The following is a 25,421-nucleotide window of genomic DNA, read 5'->3' as shown; positions in this document are numbered from 1 at the left end:
AAATGAAAAAGCTTGTATTAAGTATCGTATTGATGGGAGTGGGTTTGTATGGTTATAGTCAAAATGCAGCCAATGGTAAATCGGTATATTCCAAAACCTGTATTGCTTGTCACCAACCAACCGGAGCAGGAATTCCCGGAGCATTTCCGCCATTAGCCAAAGCTGATTATTTGAATGCCGATGTAAATCGTGCCATCAAACAAGTAATCAAAGGATCTAAGATTCCGGTGGTTGTTAATGGTAAAAAGTACACCACACCAATGCCTGCTCAGGCTTTGAGTGACCAACAAATTGCAGATGTTCTAACCTATGTATATTCTAATTGGGGGAATAATAAAAAAGTGATAACAACAGCTATGGTAAAAGCTCAAAGAAAATAATAAGCAAAAAAAGAGTACCAATGACAGCACTAAAAACAATAACAATCTTTTTTACATTCTGTGTAGATACTCTTTTTGCTCAAGAAGTAAAAATGGTATCCATAAAGAGTGGCAGCTTTGTCCCCCTTTATGGTGCTACTTCTGAAAAACCGGTCAATATTGCCTCTTTTAACATCGATATATATCCGGTGACGAATGCACAATTTCTTGCTTTTGTCAAAAAATATCCTGCTTACAGTCGTTCTAAAATGAAAGGGATCTTTGCCGATAAAAGTTATCTGACGCAATGGGTAAGTGATTTTGATTATGGTACAAACAATTTAAGCAATGCTCCAATAACTAATGTTTCCTGGTTTGCTGCCAAAAAATATTGCGAATGCCAGGGCAAAAGACTGCCTACAATGGACGAATGGGAGTATGTGGCCATGGCCGATGAAAAACGTATTGATGCCCGTTCTAAAAAAGAATTCAATAAATACATTATGTCTTGGTATGAGAAACCCAAAACCTATCTGAATCCCGTGGGTCAAACCTTCAGGAATTACTGGGGTGTATATGATATGCACGGTTTGGTTTGGGAATGGACAGGAGATTTCAACAGTATATTTCTTTCCGGCGAGTCCAGAAAAGATAAGGCTACAGATAAAAATCTCTTTTGCGGAAGCGGATCCGTAAATGCCACCGATTTAATGAATTATGCCGCTTTTATGCGTTATGCCTTCAGAGGCAGCCTGAAAGCCAATTACACTACCAAAAATCTGGGTTTCCGCTGCGCCAAAGATTTAAAATAGGTTCTAAACCATTTACATTAAAAAAAAATGAAAAAACTGTTTTTGGGATTAACGTTAATCCTTTTAGTTTTACAAGGGTGTACTACTAATAAAAAATCTGAAGACAAACCGATTTCGGATTTATCCATTTACAATCTGCCTTCAAAATGGACCAATCAAAATGGACAAAATCTTGAAATGAAGGATTTAAAAGGGAAAGTACTCGTTATGGTAATGATTTATACTTCCTGTAAAGCAGCTTGTCCCAGATTAGTAGCTGATATGCGAAACATAGAATCTCGTTTGCCTGATAATATCAAACCAAATGTCAAACTTGTATTAGTAAGTATTGATCCGGAAGTTGATACCCCAAAACGCTTAAAAGAATTTGCTATTGCTAACAAAATGGATGGTGAGCAATGGGAGTTTTTGAGATCTACCGAAGAAAATACCCGGGAATTTGCAGCAGTTTTGGCAGTAAATTACAAGAAAATTGCTCCTTTAGATTTTTCTCATTCTAATATTATAAGCGTCTTTAATACCGAAGGAGAATTAACATTTCAGCAAGAAGGTTTGGGCGTAAATTCTGATGCAACGATTAAAAAAATTACTGAAGAGGCCGAAAAGATAAATTAGAACCTTCCTTAAAAACCTAAAAAATGAATAGCTTAAAAATAATTTTTCTGACCCTTGTATTAGGGTTCAGCAGCAATGCTTTTGCCCAGGAATTGGACGCAAATTTGCAAATTAGACCTCGTTATGAATTTAGAAATGGGTATAAAGCACCAATTCCTTATGGAGAAACACCCGCTCAATTTGTTTCATCCAGAACTCGTTTGAATTTGAATTTCAGGCAAGATCAATTTATTACTAAACTTAGTATGCAAAATGTTCGGGTTTGGGGAGATGTACCCACAAATACTAAATCGGATGTAAATGGAATTCAGTTATATGAAGCTTGGGTACAATACAATTTTAATGAAAAATGGAGTACACGTTTAGGCCGTCAAGTGATTTCGTATGATAATCAACGCATTTTTGGTGAAGTCGATTGGGCACAACAAGCACAAAGTCATGATGCTGTGATGGCAACTTTTAAAAGTAACAAAAACCATTTGGATGTAGCGATTGCTTATAATGCAAATACCGAAACTGAACTTGCAACACCTTATACCGTGGCAAATTACAAATCGATGCAATATGCGTGGTATCACACTGAATTAGGAAAAATAAATATGAGTTTTTTGTTTTTAAATACCGGTTACGAAAACAAATTAACTCCGCCCATTCCTACACCTCTTCCGGAGCTAAAAGTAGATTATATGCAAACTTTTGGAACCTATTGGAATGCTAAAGGAAAATCCTGGGATGGGGATTTATGGTTTTATGGGCAAACAGGAAAAAATGCAACTAATACAGTAAGCGCTTTTGATGTTGGTATTAATTTTAATTATCTGGTAACCGATAAATTTAAAATTGGTTTTGGTTACGAATATCTTTCCGGAAAAAGTCAGGAAAATACCAGTTCAGCTATAAAATCATTTTATCCTGTTTTTGGAACCAATCATGCTTTTAATGGATATATGGATTATTTCTATGTCGGAAATTATAGAAATTCCGTAGGCTTGCAAGATGCTTTTTTGAAATTTGGTTACAAAACAGATCAATGGCAATTTGCTTTATTGCCTCATGTTTTTAATTCTGCAAACACTGTTTTAGATGTTAATGGTAATAAAACGAGTTCTTATCTTGGAACAGAAATTGACTTTACTGCAGCTTATTCTGTTCATAAATATGTAACTATCTCTGGTGGTTATTCGCAAATGTTTGGAACAGATTCGATGCAAATTTTAAAAGGAGGTGATGTAGATCATACAAACAATTGGGCTTGGTTAATGATTAATGTAAATCCTCAAATTTTTTCATATAAAAAATAATTTTCAGTTCAAAGCTTTCTAAAGTACTATAATTCATCAGAAAGGTTTTTGTATAACCCTATATTGCATTGGACTATCAATTACTTTTTTTTTGCATATTCACCCTTACTTTACTTAAACTAAAAAAGTAAATTTCAAAAATCAGTTTTCCTCTTTAATAGCAATCTCTTTATATTGTAGGGGTATGCAAATACATCATTTGTTTTACAGAATGCTTCAAATTTTCTACTATCGTCAATATTGTAAAACTACATTTACAATCTTAAAATTCTACTGATTTCATGTACATCTAAATATATAATATTCAAAATAGATTATACTAAAAAAGATGTACATATATAAGAATTTAAAAAACCTCTCTAATAACTAAAAACACAATGATGAAAAAACAAATTAACAAATATACATTTTTACTGTTAATCGTTTTTGGAAACGGATATGCCCAAACAAAAAAGCATCTGGATGCCAATAAACCAATTGAAGACCGGATTTCCCTTTTGATGAAAGAAATGACTTTAGAAGAAAAAGTAGGGCAAATGAATCAATACAATGGTTCATGGGATGTTACGGGACCAAAACCAGAATCGGGTTCTAATGAAGAAAAATACAATCATATAAAGAAAGGATGGGTAGGTTCTATGCTGAGCATAAGAGGGGTTAAGGAGGTCAAGGCAGTACAAAAAATTGCTGTAGAAGAAACCCGTCTTGGGATTCCGATAATTTTTGGTTTTGATGTGATACATGGTTATAAAACCCTCAGCCCTATTCCATTGGCAGAAGCCGCAAGTTGGGATTTAGAAGCAATTAAAAATTCAGCCCGGGTTGCTGCCGTTGAAGCTTCTGCTTCTGGATTAAACTGGACTTTTGCTCCTAATGTAGATATCTCGAATGATGCACGATGGGGAAGAGTTATGGAAGGTGCCGGTGAAGATCCTTATCTGGGAAGTAAAATTGCTACTGCAAGAATTACTGGTTTTCAAGGAAAGAGTTTAAACGATAATACCTCAATTGTAGCTTGCGCCAAACATTTTGCAGCTTATGGTTTTGTAGAAGCAGGTCGCGATTATAATAGTGTAGACATGAGTAATTCTAAGTTATACAACAGCGTATTACCTCCTTTTAAAGCAGCAGTCGATGCAGAAGTACGTACTTTTATGAATTCATTTAATACATTGAATGGTATCCCTGCAACCGGAAACAGTTTTTTGCAGAGAGATATTTTAAAAGGAGCCTGGGAATTTAATGGTTTTGTTGTTTCTGACTGGGCTTCTATAGCCGAAATGATTACACACGGTTATGCAGCTGATGGTGCCGATGCAGCTCAAAAAGCCGTTATTGCCGGTTCTGACATGGATATGGAATCACATGTTTATGTGACAGAATTGGTTCAATTAGTAAAAAAAGGATTGGTTAAAGAAAGTGTGATTGATGACGCTGTCCGCAGAATTCTTCGGGTAAAATTTGAACTTGGCCTGTTTGACAATCCATACAAATATTGTGATGAAGCCCGTGAAAAATCAAGTATTGGCAACAAGGCAAATAATGATGGCGTTCTGGACATGGCTAAAAAATCGATTGTTTTATTGAAAAATGATAAAAATTTATTACCATTAAAAAAAACAGGAACAAAAATCGCTTTAATCGGTGCTTTGGCAAATGATAAAAACAGCCCTCTGGGAAGCTGGCGAATTGCTGCTGATGACAATACAGCAATATCGGTTCTTGAAGGGATGCAGCAATACAAAAACAACAGGTTAGTCTATGAAAAAGGAACGGATGTAACTATAAATAAACAAGCTTTTGTTGACGAAGTAAAAATTAATACGACTGATTTTTCCGGATTTGAAGCGGCAAAAAAAGCAGCAAAAGATGCTGATGTTGTAGTAATGGTTTTAGGTGAAATTGGTTTTCAAAGCGGCGAAGGACGCAGTAGAACGGAATTAGGCCTGCCTGGTAATCAACAGCAATTATTGGAAGAAATCTATAAAGTAAATCCAAATATCGTTTTGGTTTTAAATAATGGACGTCCGTTAGCATTACCGTGGGCAGCAGAGAATATTCCCGCTATTGTTGAAGCCTGGCAGTTAGGAACTCAATCTGGAAATGCAATCGCTCAGGTTTTATACGGAGATTACAATCCAAGTGGTAAATTAACAATGTCATTTCCGAGAAATGTTGGCCAATGCCCAATTTACTACAACTTGTACAATACGGGAAGACCGACAGATAAAGATCAAAATGTTTTTTGGTCACATTATACTGATATCGAAAAAACGCCTTTATATCCCTTTGGTTATGGATTAAGCTATACTTCTTTTGCATATAAAAATCTAAAAATATCAAAAACTTCGTTCAGGAAAGGAGAAAAAATAGAACTTTCTGTTGAGGTCACCAATACAGGTAATTTTGACGGGAAAGAAGTGGTTCAATTGTATATAAATGATGTTGCAGCGAGTATTGTCAGACCGGTTAAAGAATTAAAAGGTTTTGAACTTGTTGCATTAAAAAAGGGAGAAACCAAAACAGTTCAATTTACATTAACTGATGCAGCACTTGGTTTTTATAACAACGAGGGAAAATTTTTAGTAGAATCCGGCCTTTTTAATGTCATGGTCGGATGGAATTCTAATGAGGGACTTAGCAGCAAGTTTGAATTAAAATAAATGCTGAAAAACTTAAAGACAAAAAAATAAATCCTTTCAAGAACAGTATTTTTTTTCAAAAACCTTATTGCCTGAGTACGATTAATCTTTTTGAGATTATTAATCGGCTCAGGTTTTTGGTAATATGGTAAATTTGAGTAAAACAGCAAGTATTCTGTTTAGTTTTATTAATATTGTTTTATAAATAATTAAAATCAATTGCAATTTTTTATTTCCAAAATCGAAAATAATATTATTAAAATGTAAATGAAAAACATCAAATATATTCTTTTATGCCACTTTCTGCTTATTAATTGTCTGTTTTCTCAGGATAAATTTGACAACTACCAATTTAGAAGCATACAGGAAACTACTTCAAAAAGAGCCATTTCTTCTATTATCCAGGACAACAACGATTTTATTTGGCTGGGCACAAGTGGCGCTGGTTTATATCGATATGATGGCGTAAATTATTTCGGATACAGATATGATCAGAAAAAAACAGGTTCACTAAACAGCAATTTTATATATACCACTTTTATTGATTCCAATAATAATTTATGGATTGGTACGGATGAAGGTTTGTGTTTATACAATAGAGATTTAGATAATTTTACTAAAATCAATATTCAGGATGTAATTACAAAAGGTTATGATCAGCCAATTACTGTAAAAACAATTATTCAGGATAATAACGGCAATTTAATTTTAGGCACTTATGGTTTTGGATTATTCAAGCTTAATATAAAGACTTTAAAAGCTTCTTTAGTTCAGTCAAAATTACTAAAAAGACCGAATTTTTTAATAAAATGTTCAGTAAAAAACAAACAGGGAATTATTTATTTAGGAACCAGCTACGGTCTTTTAGAGATTGATTTAAATGGAAAAGTTAAGCAGGTTTATAAAGACAAATTTAAAAGAGAACCCTTATTGGATGATATAGAAAGTCTTGTTATAGATAAATTCGGATATGTATGGCTGGGAACCACTTCAAATGGCCTGATAAAAATTAAACCTGAAACAGATAATTACCAATTTGAAAATTATTTTATTACCAAAAACAAAATCTTATCTATTATACAAAGCAATCTGGATTATATAATTTGTGGTACCGAAAATGATGGACTATTGGTTGTAAATTATAAAGGACAAGTGCTGCAAAAATATCTGCACAGTAAGTATAATAATTTCAGTTTAAAATCCAATTCCGTTTGGTCACTATATGAAGATAAGGAAAAGCGGCTATGGTTAGGATATTTTAATAAGGGACTTGGTGTGTTTGATAAGCCCAATAACAAATTTAATTCGCTTGAATCACTCGTGAATAATGATAATTCATTGCAGACCAGCTATGTAACTTCAGTTATAAAAGATAAAAAGGGTAATTTATTAATAAGCAATGAAGGCGGAGGACTTGATATTTATAACCTTAGTAATAAAAGTTATATTCACGTTAATGAAAACAATCAAAATTACTATTCTGGTCTAAATGCTGTTGATATTCAGACGATATTTATAGATAGTAAGCAAAATATCTGGATAGGAAGCTGGGATCGCGGGATCTACTTTTTGAAAAATGGAACTACCAGGTTTATAAACTATAATACAGCCAATACATCCGGATTAAAATCGAATCGGATTTTTAGTTTTTCGGAAGATTCAAAAGGGCGAATCTGGATTGGAACTTTTATAAAAGGACTCCATTATTTTGATAATAAGAGTAATACATTTGTCCACTGTGATTCTAAACCATTTACAGAAAACGCTTTGGACATAGCTTTTATTCGAAAGGTATTTGTAGACTCTGATGATATTTTGTGGGTAGGAACTATCTTAGGACTGTATCAGGTAAGTTTAAAAGACGAATCCCGTTTTAAAGTGACAAAAATGCGGGATGCAATGTTCAAAGACATAACGAAGTATAACAGTATTCAGACTATTTTATCAATTTATGAGTCTAACGATAAAACAATATGGATAGGAACCGATGGTGAAGGATTGTTTAGTTACAGCAAAAAAAATAAGCAGTTTTCAAATTATAATGATTTTCCGGGTTTTAAAGAAAAATCAGTTCGTGCTATAATTTCTGATAATAATGGTTTTTTATGGATAAGCGGTGGATCCGGTTTAACAAAACTTGATTTTAAAAATAAAAAAAGCACCAATTTTAACAAAGATGATGGCCTTATTGATAACGATTTTAATAATAATGCTGTCTTTAAGGATGGAAATGGAGAGTTGTATTTTGGCAGTTACGAGGGCGTAAATTATTTTAATCCTAACGAAATCAAAAAAGGAGAAAAAGCACCAAGGCTGTATTTCAGTGATTTTAAATTATTCAATCGTTCGGTAAAACCGAATGAAGATTCGTCGCCCTTAACCAAAGTAATTTCGCAAACTAAAGAAATTATTCTCAACTATAAACAATCCGTTTTCACCATCGAATATGTTGGAATCAACTATAATTATCCTAAAAAAAACCAATATGCCTATTATCTTGAAGGCTTTGAAAAGGATTGGAATTATGCAGGAAATAATAGAACAGCCACATACACCAATCTCGAACCCGGGAATTATGTATTTAAAGTAAAATCCGGTAATGCAGATGGATCCTGGGGAAATGCATTAGAACTGAAAATAAAAATTTTACCGCCCTGGTGGAAAACTTTTTGGGCGTATTTAATATACATATCTATTTTAGTTTTCCTGATTATATATTTCAATAAGATTTATCAAAATCGTTTTAAAGCCAGACAGGCAATAATTTTAGAAAAAGAAAAAACTATTCAGTTAGAGAAATTAAATAATAAAAAATTACAATTTTTTACTAATATTTCGCATGAGTTTAGAACACCGTTAACACTGATCATTAATCCTCTCGAAGATATTCTGAGGACTAAAAACTTATCTCCTGAAATACATAATAAATTAAAAATCGTACATAAAAGTTCGGACAGGCTTTCCAGACTGATGAATGAGCTGATGGATTTTAATAAATTAGAATTTAATAAAATTTTTCTGCACGCCAGGAAAATTGAGGTAATAGCTTTTACACAAGGAATTATCAGCTATTTTTATGAGGAAGCCTCTGCCCGAAATATAACTATTAATTTTGAGACACCTCTTGATGAACTGGAAGACTGGCTAGATCCAAAAATGTTAGAAAAAATAATATTTAATATTATTTCAAATGCATTTAAGTTCACTCCGGATAATGGCTTTATTACTATTTCTATCGATGAATCAGATCCGGATAATTCATTATTAATTAATGGAAATAAAGTTCCTTCATTTTCAATAACAATTACAGATACCGGTTCCGGAATTCACAAAAAAGATTTGGGTAAAATTTTTGACAGGTTTTATCAGGTTGATAATGTAAATAAAGACTACTATGGCAGTACAGGAATTGGTTTAGAGGTTGTAAAAGAATTTATTGAGCTCCATAAAGGAAAAATTGATGTTGAAAGTCAGGTAGGACAAGGCACAAAATTTACGGTAACGTTTCCTTTAGGCAAATCTTTTTATAAGAAAAGAGAAATAGTTGATGAGGTTTTTAAAATAGAAAAAAATCAAATGTTACCTGAATCTACTAATGATCAGGATGATGAAGAGGATTTGATGGATCCGGAAACGGAGAATTCTGGAGTTGATAATGCAAAAGCATATACTGTTTTGATTGTTGAAGACAATTCTGAATTAAGAAATTATTTAAAAGATGAACTAAGTAAATCATACAAGGTTATCGTAGCTGAGAATGGTCAGAAAGGCTACGACCTTGCCGTTCAGAGATTACCAGATTTAATCATTACAGATGTTATTATGCCTGTAATGGACGGTCTGCAATTATGTAAAAACATAAAAGGAGATTTAAAAACCAGTCACATCCCTTTATTAATGCTGTCGGCAAAAGCAATGGTGAAAGACAGATTAGAAGGTATAGATTCCGGTGCCGATATGTATTTGAGTAAACCATTCGAATTAGATATTTTAAAATCGAGTTTGGCACAGCTTATTACAAGCAGGCAAATCATGTTTAAGAAATTTTATAGCGGAATCACAAAAAACGGAAAAGAAAAAACGACTTCGCTGGATAATGATTTCATTCAAAAAATCCTGCATTTTATTAATGAGAATATAAGTGAATCTCAATTGACAGTAGAGTTGCTTTCTTCTAAAATTTTCTTAAGCAGGAGTCAGTTGTATCGAAAAATAAAAACATTAACAGGTGTTTCTGTAAATGAGTTTATTAGAAATGTACGATTAGAAAAAGCAAAACAATTGATCGAACAGGGAAATAATAATATTAATGAAATTAGCTATAAAGTTGGGTTTACCTCGCCTTCTTATTTTGCCAAATGCTATAAAATTAAATATGGGCACCTGCCTACACAAGAAAAAAAGACAAAAAAATAGGCGCTAAAATAACTAACTGTTTAAGAAAAAAATGTAATTAAAAGAGCTTCGATTTAAATCGAAGCTCTTTTTTTGTCAGTCAATTTTTTCAAAATGGCGGCTCTGGATTTAAAATAAAATCCATATATAAAAAATATTCTTACTTTTTTTTGACAAATTATTATTTTTTTTAATAAAAATTAAGCAATACTTCAGCATCCCTTTTTTATGGTTTAATTGTTTTTTAATGATTATAGGGTGTCAGAAAGTTTTTTTGCATCATTTGTTGCACAATATGCTTCATCTATTCTATAATGGCACTCCTCAAGAATTTACTTTCGTTAAGAAATATTTAAGAAATAGTTTTTTCGTCATCACTCAAAAATTGACTGTAACAGACCTTATTATTAAATATTTTCTAAACCAAAAATTAACTAATTATTTAAGTAAACTCTAAAACAACCAAATTTTATGCAGAAAAGAACATTAAAAAAACTATTGTGTTTAATAGTATTTATGTGGGGGAATTTTTTCTTTGCTCAAACTGTTAAAGGTAAAGTAACATCGGGCGGGGCAAATTTGCCAGGTGTTAGTGTAATAGTGCAAGGAACAAATAAAGGAACAGTCACCGATTTTGATGGCAGTTTTGTTTTAAACAATGTTGACTCAAATGCTACACTGCTTTTTAGTTATGTAGGGTATAAAAATTTATTATTGCCGGCAAATACAAAATCAGTAATGCAGGTAACTATGGTCAATGACCTGGAAAAATTGAATGAAGTAGTCGTTATTGGATATGGAACTTCAAAAAGAAAAGATATTAATGGCGCAGTTTCCTCTATTAAGGCTTCTGAAATTCAGGACAAACCCTTTACTTCTATCGATCAGGCTCTTGTAGGCAAGGCGGCAGGTGTAAATGTTACTCAAAATTCAGGTACGCCCGGAGGTGGTATCTCTGTTCAAATTAGGGGAATTACCTCTATTAACGGTAATGAACCATTGTATGTTATTGACGGAACTCCGGTTTTTGCAGATAAAAATAATGACTCATTTTCATTTAGCGCATTAGGCGGAGGAAGCGGACAAACTAAAAACTCTGCTTTGGCGGGTTTGAATATCTCTGATATCGAAACGATTGATATTTTAAAAGACGCATCAGCAACTGCAATCTATGGAGCAAATGGAGCAAATGGTGTTGTTTTGATTACAACCAAAAAAGGAAAAAAAGGAAGATCAAGGCTTACATATGAAACATATTTAGCTACTCAGGAAGTAACAAATTCTGTTGATGTTTTAAACTTACCTCAATATGCCAAATATCAGGCAAAAATTTTCAAATTGAATGGTGAGCCTGTTCCTTACCAATATCAAAAGCCTGATTTATTAGGTAAGGGAACAAATTGGCAGGATGAACTTTTCAGATCAGCTACGATGTACAACCATCAGTTGTCATTCTCCGGCGAAAAAGAAGGAACACGCTATTATACCTCTTTAAATTATTTTGATCAGGAAGGAATTGTTTTAAATTCGAATTTCAACAGATTATCTATGCGTCTAAATGTAGATTCTAATGTTAAATCATGGTTAAAGATAGGCAATAACTTATCCGTAAGTAAGTCATCTCAGCAAGTAGTGAGAAACGATGACAGAGGCGGTTTAGTCATGAATACCTTAAGACAATCTCCGGAATTACCGGTTAGATTTCCGAATGGTTCTTTTGCAGGTCCAACTGGTGGTTTGGGATCTTCTGCAAATGAAGCCACTAACCCCATTGCTTTGGCGGAATATAATAATTCAACTACCGAAAGATTTAAAATTAATGGTAACTTATTTGCAGATTTTACTATCATCAAAGGATTGGTTTTCAGATCAGAGTTAGGATATGATTTGAACTTCTCAAAAAACAGTGCTTTTGTACCAAAATATACTTTAGGCAATGTGTCTGAACTTTTAAACAAATCGTTCAAACAACAGGATCAAAGCTATTATTGGAATATTAAAAATTATTTAACTTATAATAAAACAGTAAGCGAAAACCACAATTTTACTTTTCTGTTAGGTCAGGAAGCGCAAGAAAGCCGCTATGAATATTTAAGCGGTTACAGAACGGGAGTTTTTTTAAATAAAGATTTCACTAACTTAAATATAGGTGATATTGATACTGCTTTGAACGGAAATGGTTCTGGCAGATGGTCTATGGCATCTTATATTTCGAGATTAAATTATAGCTTTTCTGACAGGTATTCTTTTTCAGCTTCTTTAAGGGCAGATGCTTCATCCAACTTTGGGCCTAATAATAAATGGGGTTATTTCCCTTCGTTTTCAGGAGGCTGGACAGTCAGTAATGAGAAATTCTTTGAGCCTTTATCCAATACTGTAAATTATTTGAAATTTAGAGCAGGATATGGCTCGGTAGGAAATCAAAACATTCCGTCAAACAGATATCAAACTATTCTAACGTTAATTTCATCTCCATTTGGAGGAGTATCTCCAACAATTGATAATTTAGGTAATCCGGATATTAAATGGGAGTCACTTAAGTCTTTCAATGCCGGTTTTGAATTAGGATTACTTCATGACAGAATAAAATTAGATTTTGATTATTATATTAAAAATTCTTCAGATTTCCTGACAAAACAAATCAATGATGAATCTAATCAAAGTGCTCTTAACTATTACCTGAATACTGGTAAAATTGTGACTAAAGGAATCGAGCTTTCACTGAATACAAGGAATATTGTTACCGATAATTTTACATGGGACAGCACGATTATTTTTTCAAAATACAATAATGAGCTGACTAGTTTCCAGGGTGCAGGCAAATCTTTATTGGGAAAAGTACAATTTGATTTATATACTGTTACCAGAACTACGGAAGGACAGCCAGTCGGGCAGTTTTATGGATATGTTACCGATGGGCTATTTAAAAATGATGCTGAATTAGCAGCAGGCCCAATTCAGGAAACAGGAACCGGAGTTGGGGATATTCGTTTTAAGGATCTAAATAAGGATGGAAAAATTGATAGTAAAGATCAGGCAGCTTTAGGAAGTGCAATTCCTGATTTTACTTATGCATTCACCAATAACTTTAAATACAAAAACATCAGTTTATCAGTTGTTTTAACTGGAAGTCAGGGTAACGAAATCTACAATTTTACGCGTCATTACACTGATGGTATTTACCCGGGATTTGGAGATCGATTTGCAAATGTAAGTACTCAGGCCTTAAATGCCTTTGAAACAGGAGTAAACGAAAATACTGATGTGCCAAGAATTACACTTAATGATCCAAATGGTAATGGTCGAATTTCGAATCGATTTGTTGAAGATGGTTCTTATTTAAGAATCCAAAATGTTTCTTTGAGCTATGATTTACCAGCCAGTATATTCGAAAAATCTATTTTTTCTAAAATTAGATTATATGTAAATGTTCAAAACTTATACACATTTACAAAATATTCCGGATTCGATCCTGCTTTAGGAAATTTAGATCAAAATATAACCCTGAGTGGTATCGATTTAGGGCGCTACCCTGTGCCAAGAACGACTTCGGTAGGGATGAATTTAGAATTCTAAAATTAGAAAACACATTTAACTTAATGATTCATAATCGTTAACAAAAAATACTAGTTATGAAAAAACTTTTTAAATTTTTTATGATGGGAATGCTTATACCATTGCTGTCTCTATTTTCCTGTTCAGATGAATTTTTGAATGCACCATCTGAAAATCAATTAACACCAGGCGATTTACCGGAAGGAATTACTGCTTTTGACGGAATTGCAGAGAGTTTGTACTTCAAGCCCTGGTTTACTTTTAACGATAAATTCCTAATTGCTGTAGGAGATATGTACGCCGGCAACGCTTTTACATTTGATGGTGCCTATGCGCAATTTAAAGATGCACAGGTAACCTCACAAAACCCAATCTTAACGGAAGGATATGTTTCGTTGTTTTCGGTTATTGATCAGTCCAATAATTTAATGAGTTTAGTTGAAGAGAGAAAAAGCGAATTGCCTGAAGCATCCTATAAAAATGCTATTGCAATATCAAGATTCATGAGGGCAAATGCTTATTTCTATCTGGTAAGAACTTTTGGAGCTGTGCCTATCATTAGTAAAGCAGGTTCTGCAGCACAGCCAAAAAGAAATATTGTTTCAGATGTTTATAAATTTATAAAACTGGATTTAGAATATGCCATCGAAAATTTGCCTGAAACTTCAGCAAAGAAAGGATATGTTAATAAAACAGTAGCCATGGGTATTCTTGCAAAAGTACATTTAACGTTAAATGAATATGCAGAATGTGCCAGTTTAACCCAGCAAATTATCGGAAAGCAATATACTTTAATTCAGGATTACGGAAACTTGTTTAGCAGTCCGGAAAACAATAACAGCAATGAAAGTATGTTTGCCCTGCAATGGAAAGCTATTGCTACAGAATGGGGAACACAAAATACAAATCAGGCCTATATCGTTCCCGGAGGTACAGGAATAACTGGCGGTGGTGACGGTTGGGGAGTTTATCTTCCCTCTATCTCATTACAAGCTGGATTTGAACAAAAAGATACCAGAAAAAAGAGTACGATCATGACTGATGGCGACTTTTATCCTGAATTATTAAAAAATCAAGGTGGTTTCACTTATAAAAAAATATATTCTTCTACTGCTGCTAATTTCAGAAAATATATAGTGGGTTCTGCAGCCGAAAGAAACGATGTGTTTTTTATGAGAACATCACAAAACACAATTATATTAAGATATTCTGATGTTTTATTAATGAACTCCGAGGCAATTTTAGCCGGAGCCGGTTCTACAACTTCCGGAGCTGCTTTAAGCTCCTACAACGAAGTGAGGCTGAGAGCAGGATTACCAATTAAAACAGTACTTACAAGAGACGATTTGTTTAATGAAAGAAGAATTGAGTTTGCACTGGAAGGACAGTATTTCTTTGATTTAAAACGCCGTGGTTTGGCTGAAGCAACAGCAATTATTTCGCAGCAGGAAGTCGGTTTTTATTCTGATGATGCAAGAACGATACTGGTTTCCAGAAAGATTACTCCGGGAACCAATTATTTTGAGTTGCCATTACCGCAATCAGCTATTGATACTAATCCGTCATTATTAGAAGCACCGGTTCCTTTTAACTTTAATTAACTTTTATATTATGATCAATAAAATTAAATATAGCATTATAATTCTTTTGGCCCTGACTTCTTTTACAGCTTGCCAAAATGACGATATGGTTACTGCAAATGTAGATGCAATGGTTGCTGAACCGGGAGATTTACTTAATCAGGCTTTTCCACAAAATAAAGTCAGAGTCGAAGGTGAAGGTTTAACAGGATTAAAAAAAATTACGCTGGATAATAAAATTGATGTCAGTTTCAATCCAAACTATAATTCAGACAAAGCGTTTATTTTTACTATTCCGTTTGATGAAAAACTAGGAAGCAGATTTGGCGTACAACCGATTACATTTGTAACTGCAACCGGATCGGTCACTAAAGATATTGAGATTTTACAGCCTGTTCCGACTATTGTAAAAACAATTCCGGCTGTAGCAACTCCGGGGTTTCCGTTGGAAATTCAAGGTACCTGGTTTTATAACGTTTCTTCGATAACGTTAGGAGGAAAAGCAATCAGTTATTCTGTAAATTCATCTTCTTCAATTATTATCGGTTTACCTGCAGATGCAGTTTCCGGATCAGAGTTAGTAATCACTACACCGGGAGGTACAGCAAAAAAAACAATAGAGTTTGCTACATTAATTCTTGTAGTTGATTTTGACGGAGCTGGTCTTAGAAAAGATTGGAGTGCTTATGGTGATGTCAATACTTTTAACACAAATAGTACAGGTGGTCCAACAGGCAATTATGCAACATTTGTATGGTCGGGGTCAACTGCCAATGGTTATAACGGAAGCAGTGGTGGAGGCGGAACTAATTTTCTAAGTGTATCTAATACTGACGCAACAAGAGCTTTTCTGGATATTGATGTAAGTGCTAATGTTGTTGGTGCTCAATTTGCTATTCAATTAAATACTATTGATGGCATAAACTATGGCTATAATTTTAAAATAACCAATGTGAATTGGGCTACAAAGACAATATCATTAGCTGATTTTAAAGATAATTATGGTTATGGATCGAATCCGGCTACTATGCTGAATGTTTCTAAAATTAATGAAATTAAGGTAGGAATCGCCCAAGGGGATACACCTAACCCTAGTGTAATAAAATTTGATAACATTAAGATTCGATACCAATAATTGATTGTATTTTAATTTTTAGCTTCCGAAAAAAGATTGTAATCAAAAGCAGCTTTTTTCGGAAGTTATATAAGCCATAAATAATATAACAGAAACTATAAATAAGAGTATTTACATTACAAAAAGAATATTCTATAATAAAAAAACAGTATGAAAATTAAATTTTTACTAATGCTGACCAGCTTTGTCTTTTTTTTAAATGCCTGCTCTAAAGATGGCAACGAAGCTGCTGCTAATTTAGAAACACCTGTTGCAAACGCACCAAAAGAGGTGAATGATAATGGCTTTAAAGCTAAATGGAATTATGTTTCCCAATCGAAAAGCTATCTTTTGGATGTTTCTACCACCGAAAATTTTGCAGCATTTGTGCCCAATTACAATGCAAAAGAGGTTACTGATTTAAACGAAGTTGTAGTTGGTTTAACAGGAGGGACGCAGTATTATTACAGAGTCAGAGCCAAAAATGAAACACAAATTTCAGATTATTCAAATGTTATTAGTGTTGTAACTACAGGTTCTAGTGGTATTCCTGAAGACCCTACTTTTTTAAAGGTAAAAACGAATAAATTAGCAAACCCATTTTTTGTAGGCATGGCAGTAAAGGCCTCGCAATTAACCGGCGGAAGCCCTTATGATATAATTTTGAAAAATGAATTTAGTAGTATTTCTGCCGAATACGAAATGAAAATGGATCCAATTTCTACTGCAAGCGGTGTTTACAACTGGACAGCTGCTGATAAAATTGTTACTTACGGAAATTCAAATGGTATCAATGTTCATGGCCATGCTCTGGTATGGCATAATGCGGTACCTGCATGGTTAAAAGATTTTTCCGGGACTGATGCCGAATTTGCGTTGGAAGTAAAAAAATACATTACTGCTGTTGTTACCCATTATGCAGGAAAAGTAAAATCCTGGGATGTGGTTAATGAAGCAGTAGATGACAATGGTAGTATGAGAAATACTCTTTTTCTTAATCGAATGGGACCTAACTATATAAAAGATTGTTTTCAATGGGCAAGAAATGCCGCAAATGCAGCAGGCGACACAAACTTATTATTGTTTTATAATGATTATGCTACTTCAACAAATATGGCAAAACAAGACAAAGTTTTTAGCATTGTAGATGATTTAAAAGCTGGTAATCTTATTGATGGCCTTGGTTTCCAAATGCATAATAAGTATTTAACTCCAACCAAAGCTCAAATAGAAACTGATATTAACAGAGCTGTGGCAAAAGGTTTAAAAATTCACGTTTCAGAGTTAGATATACAAGTGAATCCATCTAATGATATCTCTACTTTTACAAATGAAAGAAGGTTAGCACAGAAAGAAAAATACAAAGAGATGGTGCAACTATATAATGCTCTTCCTGCAGCAAATAAATATGCCTTAACCATTTGGGGAATGAGGGATAATGACTCTTGGATTCCATACAGTACCGAACTGAACCACACAGGAAATGATTGGCCATTACTGTATGATTCAAATTTTGCTGTCAAAAGTTCGCATACAGGATTCTTAGAAGGTTTGGATTAAATTTAAACATCTTCTAAGTAGGATGTCTTAAAAACGGATTATTTATGATAAAGATTAAACATAAAAAGGGTTAAGAATTATACTATCAGGGTTATAAGAAGTCTGTAAAATCTAATTTTACAGACTTCTTTATGTTTCATTTAAAAAGCAAAACCTATTGTTCTATTTCGATTTTATATTTCATTCTATTTGAATTCCTTATCATTCAATAGCGTCATTATTCCGAAAATATCCAATTTAGTTATAAATAATATTCCGGTATAAAGTCGCTTCATTACTTTATACCGGAATATTATTATTCTAAAATTAGCTTTATATTATATCAAATTGGTCTTTTATAAACCGTTACATCATCAACCCACATCATTACACTGGTAAATAAATTTATTTTATTTGGGTCTATAAAATTAGAGTCTTTTGACCCGACGTTCATATTAAAAATAACAGAATGCGTTCCGAAATTATTAAAATTAAGATTGGCTGCGCTACTGTTAGTGTATGTTGCAACAGTTACATTATCAACCTTTATGGTTACGGTTACTACATTGTTTTTCATTTTCCAAAAAGATTCATACAAATGCCATCCGTTATTTCCGTTTATGCTAAAATTACCTGTATAGTTTCTTTCAGCTGAGTTTCCTAATAAATTATTTCCCGCAGAAGTTCCATAAAAAATATTGGATGTAAAACGACTTGAATTAGGCGCAAAAGAATAACCTTCCATGATATCGATCTCCCCTTTTGTCGGCCAGGCATTTCCCTGCACGGACCAAAACGCTGGCCAGGCACCGTAAGTGTCTGTAAAAGATTTGTAAGTTCCACCGTCCATCGCTATTAACTTAATATTAGCTGATAGCATGTACTCTGTATTATTTTCCGGTTTGTATTGGTAATTGGAAGTAATGAAACCAGATTGATATTTGTATGTGCTTAATTTTGTAGTCTTAATTTCCAAACATTGTTTTCCATCACGCCATTGTGTGGTAGGAACTGAGCTATGATAGTCACAGTACCAGGAATTATAATCTGCTCGCTGTTCTTTTGTCCATTGTGAGAGATTAGAGCCTACATCAAATGTATCTTCAAATTGTTTCACCCAGGGAGCAGCTGCATATTTACCTGTATTGCTTTTACCTTCAGTTTTCAATTGATTTTCTGCTACAGTATCAGGATTATCTGAGCAATAGGTAAATCCTAAGGAACAGGTTAGCAGTAATGAGATCAAACTTAATTTTTTCATAATTTTTCTTTTAGTGGTTAATTTATAGTAAAGTGTTAATTGAAGCAGTTTTTACAGGTGAAAATTCTACTCTAAGTCAGGATTATTTCTGAAAACAAACATAAAATACTATTTATCAATAAAATAAGATGTTGTATTAAAGTAAAATGGTTTTGATAAAATTAGTTTAATATTAAAAATCCTAATGCCGTATTTGAAGCAATTGATAAGACAAATGATGTATAATAGATACCATTTTTGATAGTTATATACTTGAATGCACAAACCACAAAAAATGCTCAAATTTTATTTCCGATTGGAGAATGTCTAATTAAGCTAATTATAAATTTATTAAACATTACTTGAAAATTTAATTAGACTCCTTTTTTACTTTTTTTATCTATCTCACTGGGATTTTTACAAAAAAACAGGCTGCAGTCATGGTCAACGCCAAAGTCCAGAAAGACAAAATTTTGATTCACTAGGCTGTTAATTCCCCGGAAGAATGGCAAAAGGTGAACAAAAAAGGATTTGTAGTTACCAGAACTACAGTATTACGAGACGGAAATGTTTTACCTAAACCTGAAAAAATATTCCTCACTCAGAAACCATTGATTCCGGAACCTTTAGATTCCTGGATTGACCTTGTGCAAAAATAAAATTCATGGATGATGAAAAAGAATATCAAAGCGCACAAAAAGCAATTAAGCTATGAGCGGAGTTTACATTGGCAAAGGGCAATGAGAAAAAGGTATAAAAATAATAAAGTAAAAAATAAGTAAACACAGATTTATTAAAAGAGCCATCTCAGGAATTAGAACTGAGACGGCTTTTTTGTTTATCCTGACGGAATGTTTTAAAAATTAACCCATTTTAAATCTAACATAAACTCCAGTTTTTGTCCAGAAATTCATCCTCGCCAGGCTCCTCCGTCTTATAAGCAATTGCTTCCGGAATAGATGTCTTAGGTATGTTTACATGTACAATGGTATTTTCCTTAATGCTGTCAAGCTGTCTCAAAACCTCCTCGAGTTCGTCGATACTGCTGACTTCAAAACCTTTGCCTCCAAATACATCAACAAGTTTCGCATATTTCCAACGGTGCATTTCGTTGTAATCATAAACGTTGTTTAAATCAGGAACGCTATATTTTACCTTGTCAGCACCACGAAACGGATTTGGATTAACAAGCATTTGTTCAATACCATAAATACCATTATCTAAAACAAAAACAATGGTGTCGTGTTTCAGTTTATTCTGTGTAGATATGGCCTGACAGGTTTCCTGAAAAGCACCGTCCCCAACAAATACTACCGGTCTTTTATTAGGTCTGGCACATTTTATTCCGGTTGCTGCAGGAACAGAATAACCTATCGAAAGCCATGATGCCTGTGCTATGAATCCGTTAGGTTCTGCAATACGGATGCCCTGGGCACCCAATAAAGGAAAACCTGCATCGGCAACCACTATATGCCTCTCATCTATAAAATCATTGATTCGCTTGAAAAATGTATCATAAGTAAGCGCCGGTTTCCCTTTTTTAATTATTCTGTCATCAGCCACAAAAAATGATTCAGGCAGCTTCTTTGCATCATACATTTCGTAAGCACTAAATGTAACTTTGGTAAGTTCGTCTTTCAGGAATATCATAAAATCTCTTAGCGATACATTGGCCATATAAGAAGCACCAATCCTTACACCGCTGTGATTGGCAAGTACAGTATCTTCTTTCCAGACATCAAAACCACCCAGGTTTTTGCCGGTGGTCCATACGCCAAGGCCAATTTTTAGCTGGGCTTTTTCGAATTGTTCCTTGACATCTTTTGGCGATGCCTTGCCATTAAAAACACCTTTGAACTTAGGATGGTTTTCGGATACGATTGATTTCCCGAGTATAGAGGTCACAAATTCTGTATCGGTACTTTCGATCAGATCCAGGAATTCCTTTTGAATACCGTAGCGCTGGACCTCAATGCCGCCCCAGAAAATAATTTCTTTTCCGCGTGCCATTGCAGCTACTCTTTGGGCAGCCTTGCGTGCACTTGTTTGACATTTAGATGCCTCTCTTTCTGCCAATGGAGTGACAGGGGGATTGCATTCCATTCGCCATACATCTTCAAAAACCTCAAGATAAACCGGTCTTCCATATAAAATACAGGCATTCAGCACTGCATCAATTTTATAAGGAGCATCTGATGAACCTGTTATTTGTTCTGCCGCAACGGTAACATTTCGGAATACATTGATGTTACTGTACATATCACCTGTCATATGTGATGCCAGCATACCCTGAACGAGGCTTCGTTGCTGGTCTTTGTTGGTCGGAGCCCCATTAATGACAAGCACGGGACAGTGCTCTACATAAGAACCTGCAACCGAATTGAGCAGTGTAAATGCTCCCACGCCATACGTTACCGCTACTGCAGCGAAACCGTTTAGACGTGCATAGGCATCAGTGCAATGCCCGGCGTTTATTTCATTTGTGTCGTTAACGATTTTAATTTTTGCATTTTTGTCTTCGTGAATCGTATTTAAAAACGGCGCGGTATAATTGCCCGCAATTCCAAATAAATGCGTGAGTCCTAATTGTTCCAGGCGTATTTGCAGGTACTTTGCAACGGAGATTTTTTTCTGTGACATCTTAAATTGGGTTATTCAGGTTACCAGTATTTTCGTTGACTTCGAGTGCGGTGCGGATTCCGGACTCGATGGCGCCTTCAATCCAGGCATGTTTCAGGGAAGTATGCTCTCCGGCAAAATGTGCTTTTCCATTCCATTCGGTTGAGATGATATGACGCTGCAATAAGTGTAACTGTCCCGGATTAAATATTGCCGCTTCACCATAAGCATACGGGTCGCGCATCCAGCTTTGTGTTGCGGCACCGATTAATTTTCCGGCTTTGTCTTTACGGTCCTTGATGCTCGAGGTAATTACGGCAAGGTCGATAATGCGCTGCTGTTCCTTCTCGTTATCGGAGTGCATGATGGCCAGGTTTTTAAGCGCATAAAAATACCTGTCGTCGTCATCCATAGAATCCCAGCGGCTTGCTTCGTCAGACCAGCAATAAGATGCCAGCACGACACCATGTCCTTTACTTCCCAAATCATTGCTCGGATAATAGGTGAAACGGTTCGAAAAATCAGTAATTGTACCGCCGCCAACAATATTATAAGGTGCTTCCTGCCACCATTTCTCACGAAATTCCAACAATATTTTAGTAGCAGAATCGTAGTGCAGTTCCCGGATTGCTTTTCGTTTAAGCTGCTTGAATTGTGGTGTTACGTACACATGTCTTAATGCCGAAAAGGGTATGGTGACAATCACTTCATCAAATTCCAGATCACCAACAGGTGTTTTTAATGCTTTGAATCCTGCGTCTTCATAAAACTGAAAGTCACGCTGCACTTCAATATCCACTTCTATTTTTACCTTGTTGTTAATGAGCATCATTTTGGTCATCCTGCAATCAAAATAGGTGTTTTCTTCGAGACTATGAGCTTTAAAGAATGCATTTGGCAGCATGTCGCTTCCGCCCACAATTTCCATAAACCGGGTAGTATCCTTGATAATATTTTGCTCAATAAAACTCTGAATAAAATCATAAGACATCCTGGACTCCAGATTTTGCAGGACTCCAATCATCTCGATGGCATTCTCTGAATACATCGAGTTTTCTTTTAAGAAACGACGCATCGAATATTCTCCATAGCGCTCAATCAGCAAAGGCCAGTTTTTCTCAGGATTTTCTGCAATAAAAGCCTTAAGCGGATTAATGATATTGTCCATTAAATCGCTGGCATGCTTGTTTTCACTTTTGCCCAGATTAAAGTCCAGTAATTCGTTTACATCAATATCTTTTCGAATATATTCATTCTGTACAACACGTTTACGGTTAACATAGAAAAGAGAATTTCTAGTAGTATCAGGCTCCGGTTTAGTGGGGTCTGCCTGATGTGCGATTGCCTGTTCCTTATCGACAGACAGATAATAAAAAGGCTCGGTTTTGAGTCCGAGTTTATCAATGTATTTGAGTACCATCTGGTGTATGGTCGGGATGCGCATCGCACCCGCTTCGCCATAAACAGTGTCGTCTTCAAAATATTTTTTGTTTTCAGAATTCCTGAAAGTCTTGATTCTGCCACCAACACGGGTGTTTGATTCGACTATCGTAACATTATGACCGGCCTGTTTTAACAGACCTGCGGCTACCATTCCGGCCATTCCGGCACCAATGATTAATACGTCTTTTGATTTATCCGTACGCGGGATTCCCTCGTCAATGTACTTTAAGTATTGCTGGATAATAGGGTCGTTGTCTTCGTCGAGTAAGCCGTGTAAATAGTTTTCCATGATCAGCTGGTTTAGTTATTGATTTATTCTTTTTGCGAATGAAATTCTTTAACAAATAAACTCAGTAAAATCCAAATTTTTAAGCGTAATTCTACCTGTTTTTATATTGTAGAATACAGGATTTTTAATTCTCCAGATCAAAAGCACTGTTTTTTTGTATGACAGCAATCTTTATTTTATTGTTTTACTCAATTTAAATTTATAATCCAAAAGCGACACCAATCAAAGATCGCAAACCTTCATTATATGGTTAGGAGATGGTCTTTCTGCTATAATTATTTCAGAAAGAAAGTTTATTAGAGGCCTTTCAGGTTTGTTTGAAGAATAATAGTCAACTTTATATATCTATCAATGAATTTGAAAACTGCATATTTTTTTTGGAACAAGATATCATTCCACTATTCAATGAGAAATTTAAAACCCCAGACCTCCGAAGTATTCTAATAAAAAGTTGTAAAATGTTTCTATAGTGCTTATTTATAGTGTTTTAATGTTTTGTTTAGTAGTGTGTTTTTGTGTTGTTTTACGGTCTTATTTACCGATACAGAAATTAATAACTCAGTTTTTACTGGAGTTTATAGATTTCGAGGTACAGTACACGATAGAGTAACTCTCAAAAAATTATATTTTCTAACAATATTAAAGTAGTAAAAAAAACACACACATATAACAAAGTTTAAGCACACACTTTAAATCTAAATATATTCTATATACCGAAATATTCGAACATATTTTCGATTTTATTAGTTGGAATTAAATATTTTTAAATTAATCATTTAAAAATACAGTAAACTTTTCCTGCATAAAAAAAACTTCCAAAGTCTAATTTGATTTTGGAAGTTTTTTTTATGATTAATATTTCTTTCCCTCATCACAAAAAAATGCACCATAAATACTGGTTTGATCAATACAACTATTCAAATACTGTAATTGCAACAAGTTAGATAGCTTTTCGATACAAAAGGATACCATAGCACAACGAAGTTTTAATGAGGTTTGCAGATGAAATTTTTTATTGTATGACAAGCTGAACAGGAATGCTTAAGCTTAAGTTAGTTTACTTTTTAAACGTGGGAGTTTTATAGTCTCCCTTCTTATTCTTTGTAAATACATTAATCATATTTTATTGCACTAACTGATAGTGATTTTTTTTTTAGAGTTCACATTTAGAATAGTAATTACAAGGATATAAAATTCTTTAAATAATGTTCATTTTATCTGATGGTTAAAAAATCGAATGACATTTTTACTAAAAAACATTTTTTATGAAGACCCAAGTTCTGACAATTAAAATCTATGATGACCACAAACTTTGGAATAAACTTAAAGCAGGCGATGAAAAGTCATTTTCTCTGCTTTTTGAAAAGTACTATGGTGATTTAATTAATTATGGAAACTCATTTTGTCGTTTTCCTGAAAGAGTTCAGGATTGTGTCCAGGACGTATTTGCAGATGTTTGGTTATATCGTGAGTCTCTGCAGGAACCGGATGTGGTAAAGGCTTATTTATTATCCAGTGTACGAAAGAGAATTGCACGTTTGTACGAACGGGATCATATCTTTAGAAAAACTACAACTACAGATTCAATTGAATTTCTTTTTGATTTTTCGATGGAGCATGAACTTATTAATGATGAAGCAACTGCGGAAAGTGTTTTCTATCTCAATAAATTATTAAACGATTTGCCTCCACGTCAAAAAGAGGCTTTATTTTTAAGGTATAACCAAGGGCTGGGGGTAGAAGAGATTGCCGAAATGTTAGATGTTAATTATCAATCAGCAAAGAATCTTTTGCATCGCGGATTACTTACTCTTCGTAAGGAATGGAAGGGGAGTTTTTCGATTATTGCATTGCTGTCTTCAAGTGTTTTTTAAAAAAAAATAAAAAAATATATAAATAGGTGAGTACTTAATCACCA

15 protein-coding genes are annotated in these 25,421 nt (G+C 34.1%); 12 read left to right on the top strand and 3 right to left on the bottom strand.

The window, feature by feature from the left end:
- The first annotated feature begins 2 nt into the window (after positions 1 to 2).
- The 10 genes from PMI10_RS11650 to PMI10_RS11605 all read left to right on the top strand — a co-directional run bounded on the left by PMI10_RS11650 (position 3) and on the right by PMI10_RS11605 (position 17,933).
- Positions 3 to 380 (top strand): c-type cytochrome, encoded by a 378-nt coding sequence (locus PMI10_RS11650; RefSeq protein ID WP_007808005.1) that lies wholly within the window; start codon positions 3 to 5, stop codon positions 378 to 380.
- A 20-nt stretch (positions 381 to 400) separates the two neighbouring features.
- Entirely contained in the window at positions 401 to 1,171 is a 771-nt protein-coding gene (locus PMI10_RS11645; protein WP_007808003.1) for a formylglycine-generating enzyme family protein, read from the top strand.
- A gap of 27 nt (positions 1,172 to 1,198) precedes the next feature.
- A complete protein-coding gene (locus PMI10_RS11640; protein WP_007808001.1) occupies positions 1,199 to 1,786 on the top strand; it encodes an SCO family protein in 588 nt (195 codons plus the stop codon).
- Between the two features lie 23 nt (positions 1,787 to 1,809).
- Complete coding sequence (locus tag PMI10_RS11635; RefSeq protein WP_007807999.1) at positions 1,810 to 3,087, top strand: alginate export family protein; 1,278 nt, start codon at positions 1,810 to 1,812, stop codon at positions 3,085 to 3,087.
- A 380-nt stretch (positions 3,088 to 3,467) separates the two neighbouring features.
- Positions 3,468 to 5,750, top strand: coding sequence for a beta-glucosidase BglX (bglX, locus tag PMI10_RS11630; protein WP_007807997.1), 2,283 nt, complete (start codon positions 3,468 to 3,470; stop codon positions 5,748 to 5,750).
- Positions 5,751 to 5,996: 246 nt separating this feature from the next.
- Entirely contained in the window at positions 5,997 to 10,145 is a 4,149-nt protein-coding gene (locus PMI10_RS11625; protein ID WP_007807996.1) for a hybrid sensor histidine kinase/response regulator transcription factor, read from the top strand.
- A gap of 450 nt (positions 10,146 to 10,595) precedes the next feature.
- A complete protein-coding gene (locus PMI10_RS11620; protein ID WP_007807993.1) occupies positions 10,596 to 13,700 on the top strand; it encodes a SusC/RagA family TonB-linked outer membrane protein in 3,105 nt (1,034 codons plus the stop codon).
- A gap of 56 nt (positions 13,701 to 13,756) precedes the next feature.
- A complete protein-coding gene (locus PMI10_RS11615; protein ID WP_007807992.1) occupies positions 13,757 to 15,280 on the top strand; it encodes a RagB/SusD family nutrient uptake outer membrane protein in 1,524 nt (507 codons plus the stop codon).
- Positions 15,281 to 15,290: 10 nt separating this feature from the next.
- Positions 15,291 to 16,394 carry a hypothetical protein gene (locus PMI10_RS11610; protein WP_007807989.1) on the top strand — a complete coding sequence of 368 codons (1,104 nt, stop codon included), beginning with the start codon at positions 15,291 to 15,293 and terminating at the stop codon, positions 16,392 to 16,394.
- A gap of 150 nt (positions 16,395 to 16,544) precedes the next feature.
- Entirely contained in the window at positions 16,545 to 17,933 is a 1,389-nt protein-coding gene (locus PMI10_RS11605; protein WP_007807987.1) for an endo-1,4-beta-xylanase, read from the top strand.
- 322 nt (positions 17,934 to 18,255) lie between these two features.
- On the opposite strand, the gene PMI10_RS11600 is transcribed toward PMI10_RS11605, so the two are convergent.
- On the bottom strand, positions 18,256 to 19,173 hold the full coding sequence (locus PMI10_RS11600; protein ID WP_007807985.1) for a glycoside hydrolase family 16 protein: 918 nt from the start codon (positions 19,171 to 19,173) through the stop codon (positions 18,256 to 18,258).
- A 494-nt stretch (positions 19,174 to 19,667) separates the two neighbouring features.
- Here PMI10_RS11600 and PMI10_RS22080 point away from each other — a divergent pair, with 494 nt between their 5' ends.
- Positions 19,668 to 19,811 carry a hypothetical protein gene (locus tag PMI10_RS22080; protein ID WP_157489800.1) on the top strand — a complete coding sequence of 48 codons (144 nt, stop codon included), beginning with the start codon at positions 19,668 to 19,670 and terminating at the stop codon, positions 19,809 to 19,811.
- 220 nt (positions 19,812 to 20,031) lie between these two features.
- On the opposite strand, the gene PMI10_RS11595 is transcribed toward PMI10_RS22080, so the two are convergent.
- On the bottom strand, positions 20,032 to 21,792 hold the full coding sequence (locus tag PMI10_RS11595; RefSeq protein WP_007807978.1) for an alpha-keto acid decarboxylase family protein: 1,761 nt from the start codon (positions 21,790 to 21,792) through the stop codon (positions 20,032 to 20,034).
- A gap of 1 nt (position 21,793) precedes the next feature.
- A complete protein-coding gene (locus PMI10_RS11590) occupies positions 21,794 to 23,503 on the bottom strand; it encodes a flavin monoamine oxidase family protein (protein WP_007807976.1) in 1,710 nt (569 codons plus the stop codon).
- Between the two features lie 1,265 nt (positions 23,504 to 24,768).
- Here PMI10_RS11590 and PMI10_RS11585 point away from each other — a divergent pair.
- A complete protein-coding gene (locus PMI10_RS11585) occupies positions 24,769 to 25,377 on the top strand; it encodes an RNA polymerase sigma factor (protein WP_007807974.1) in 609 nt (202 codons plus the stop codon).
- Positions 25,378 to 25,421 lie beyond the last annotated feature (44 nt).

Origin of the sequence: Flavobacterium sp. CF136 (genome assembly GCF_000282055.1) — a bacterium.
Lineage (GTDB): Bacteria > Bacteroidota > Bacteroidia > Flavobacteriales > Flavobacteriaceae > Flavobacterium.
This window is presented reverse-complemented; position numbering and strand designations above follow the sequence as displayed.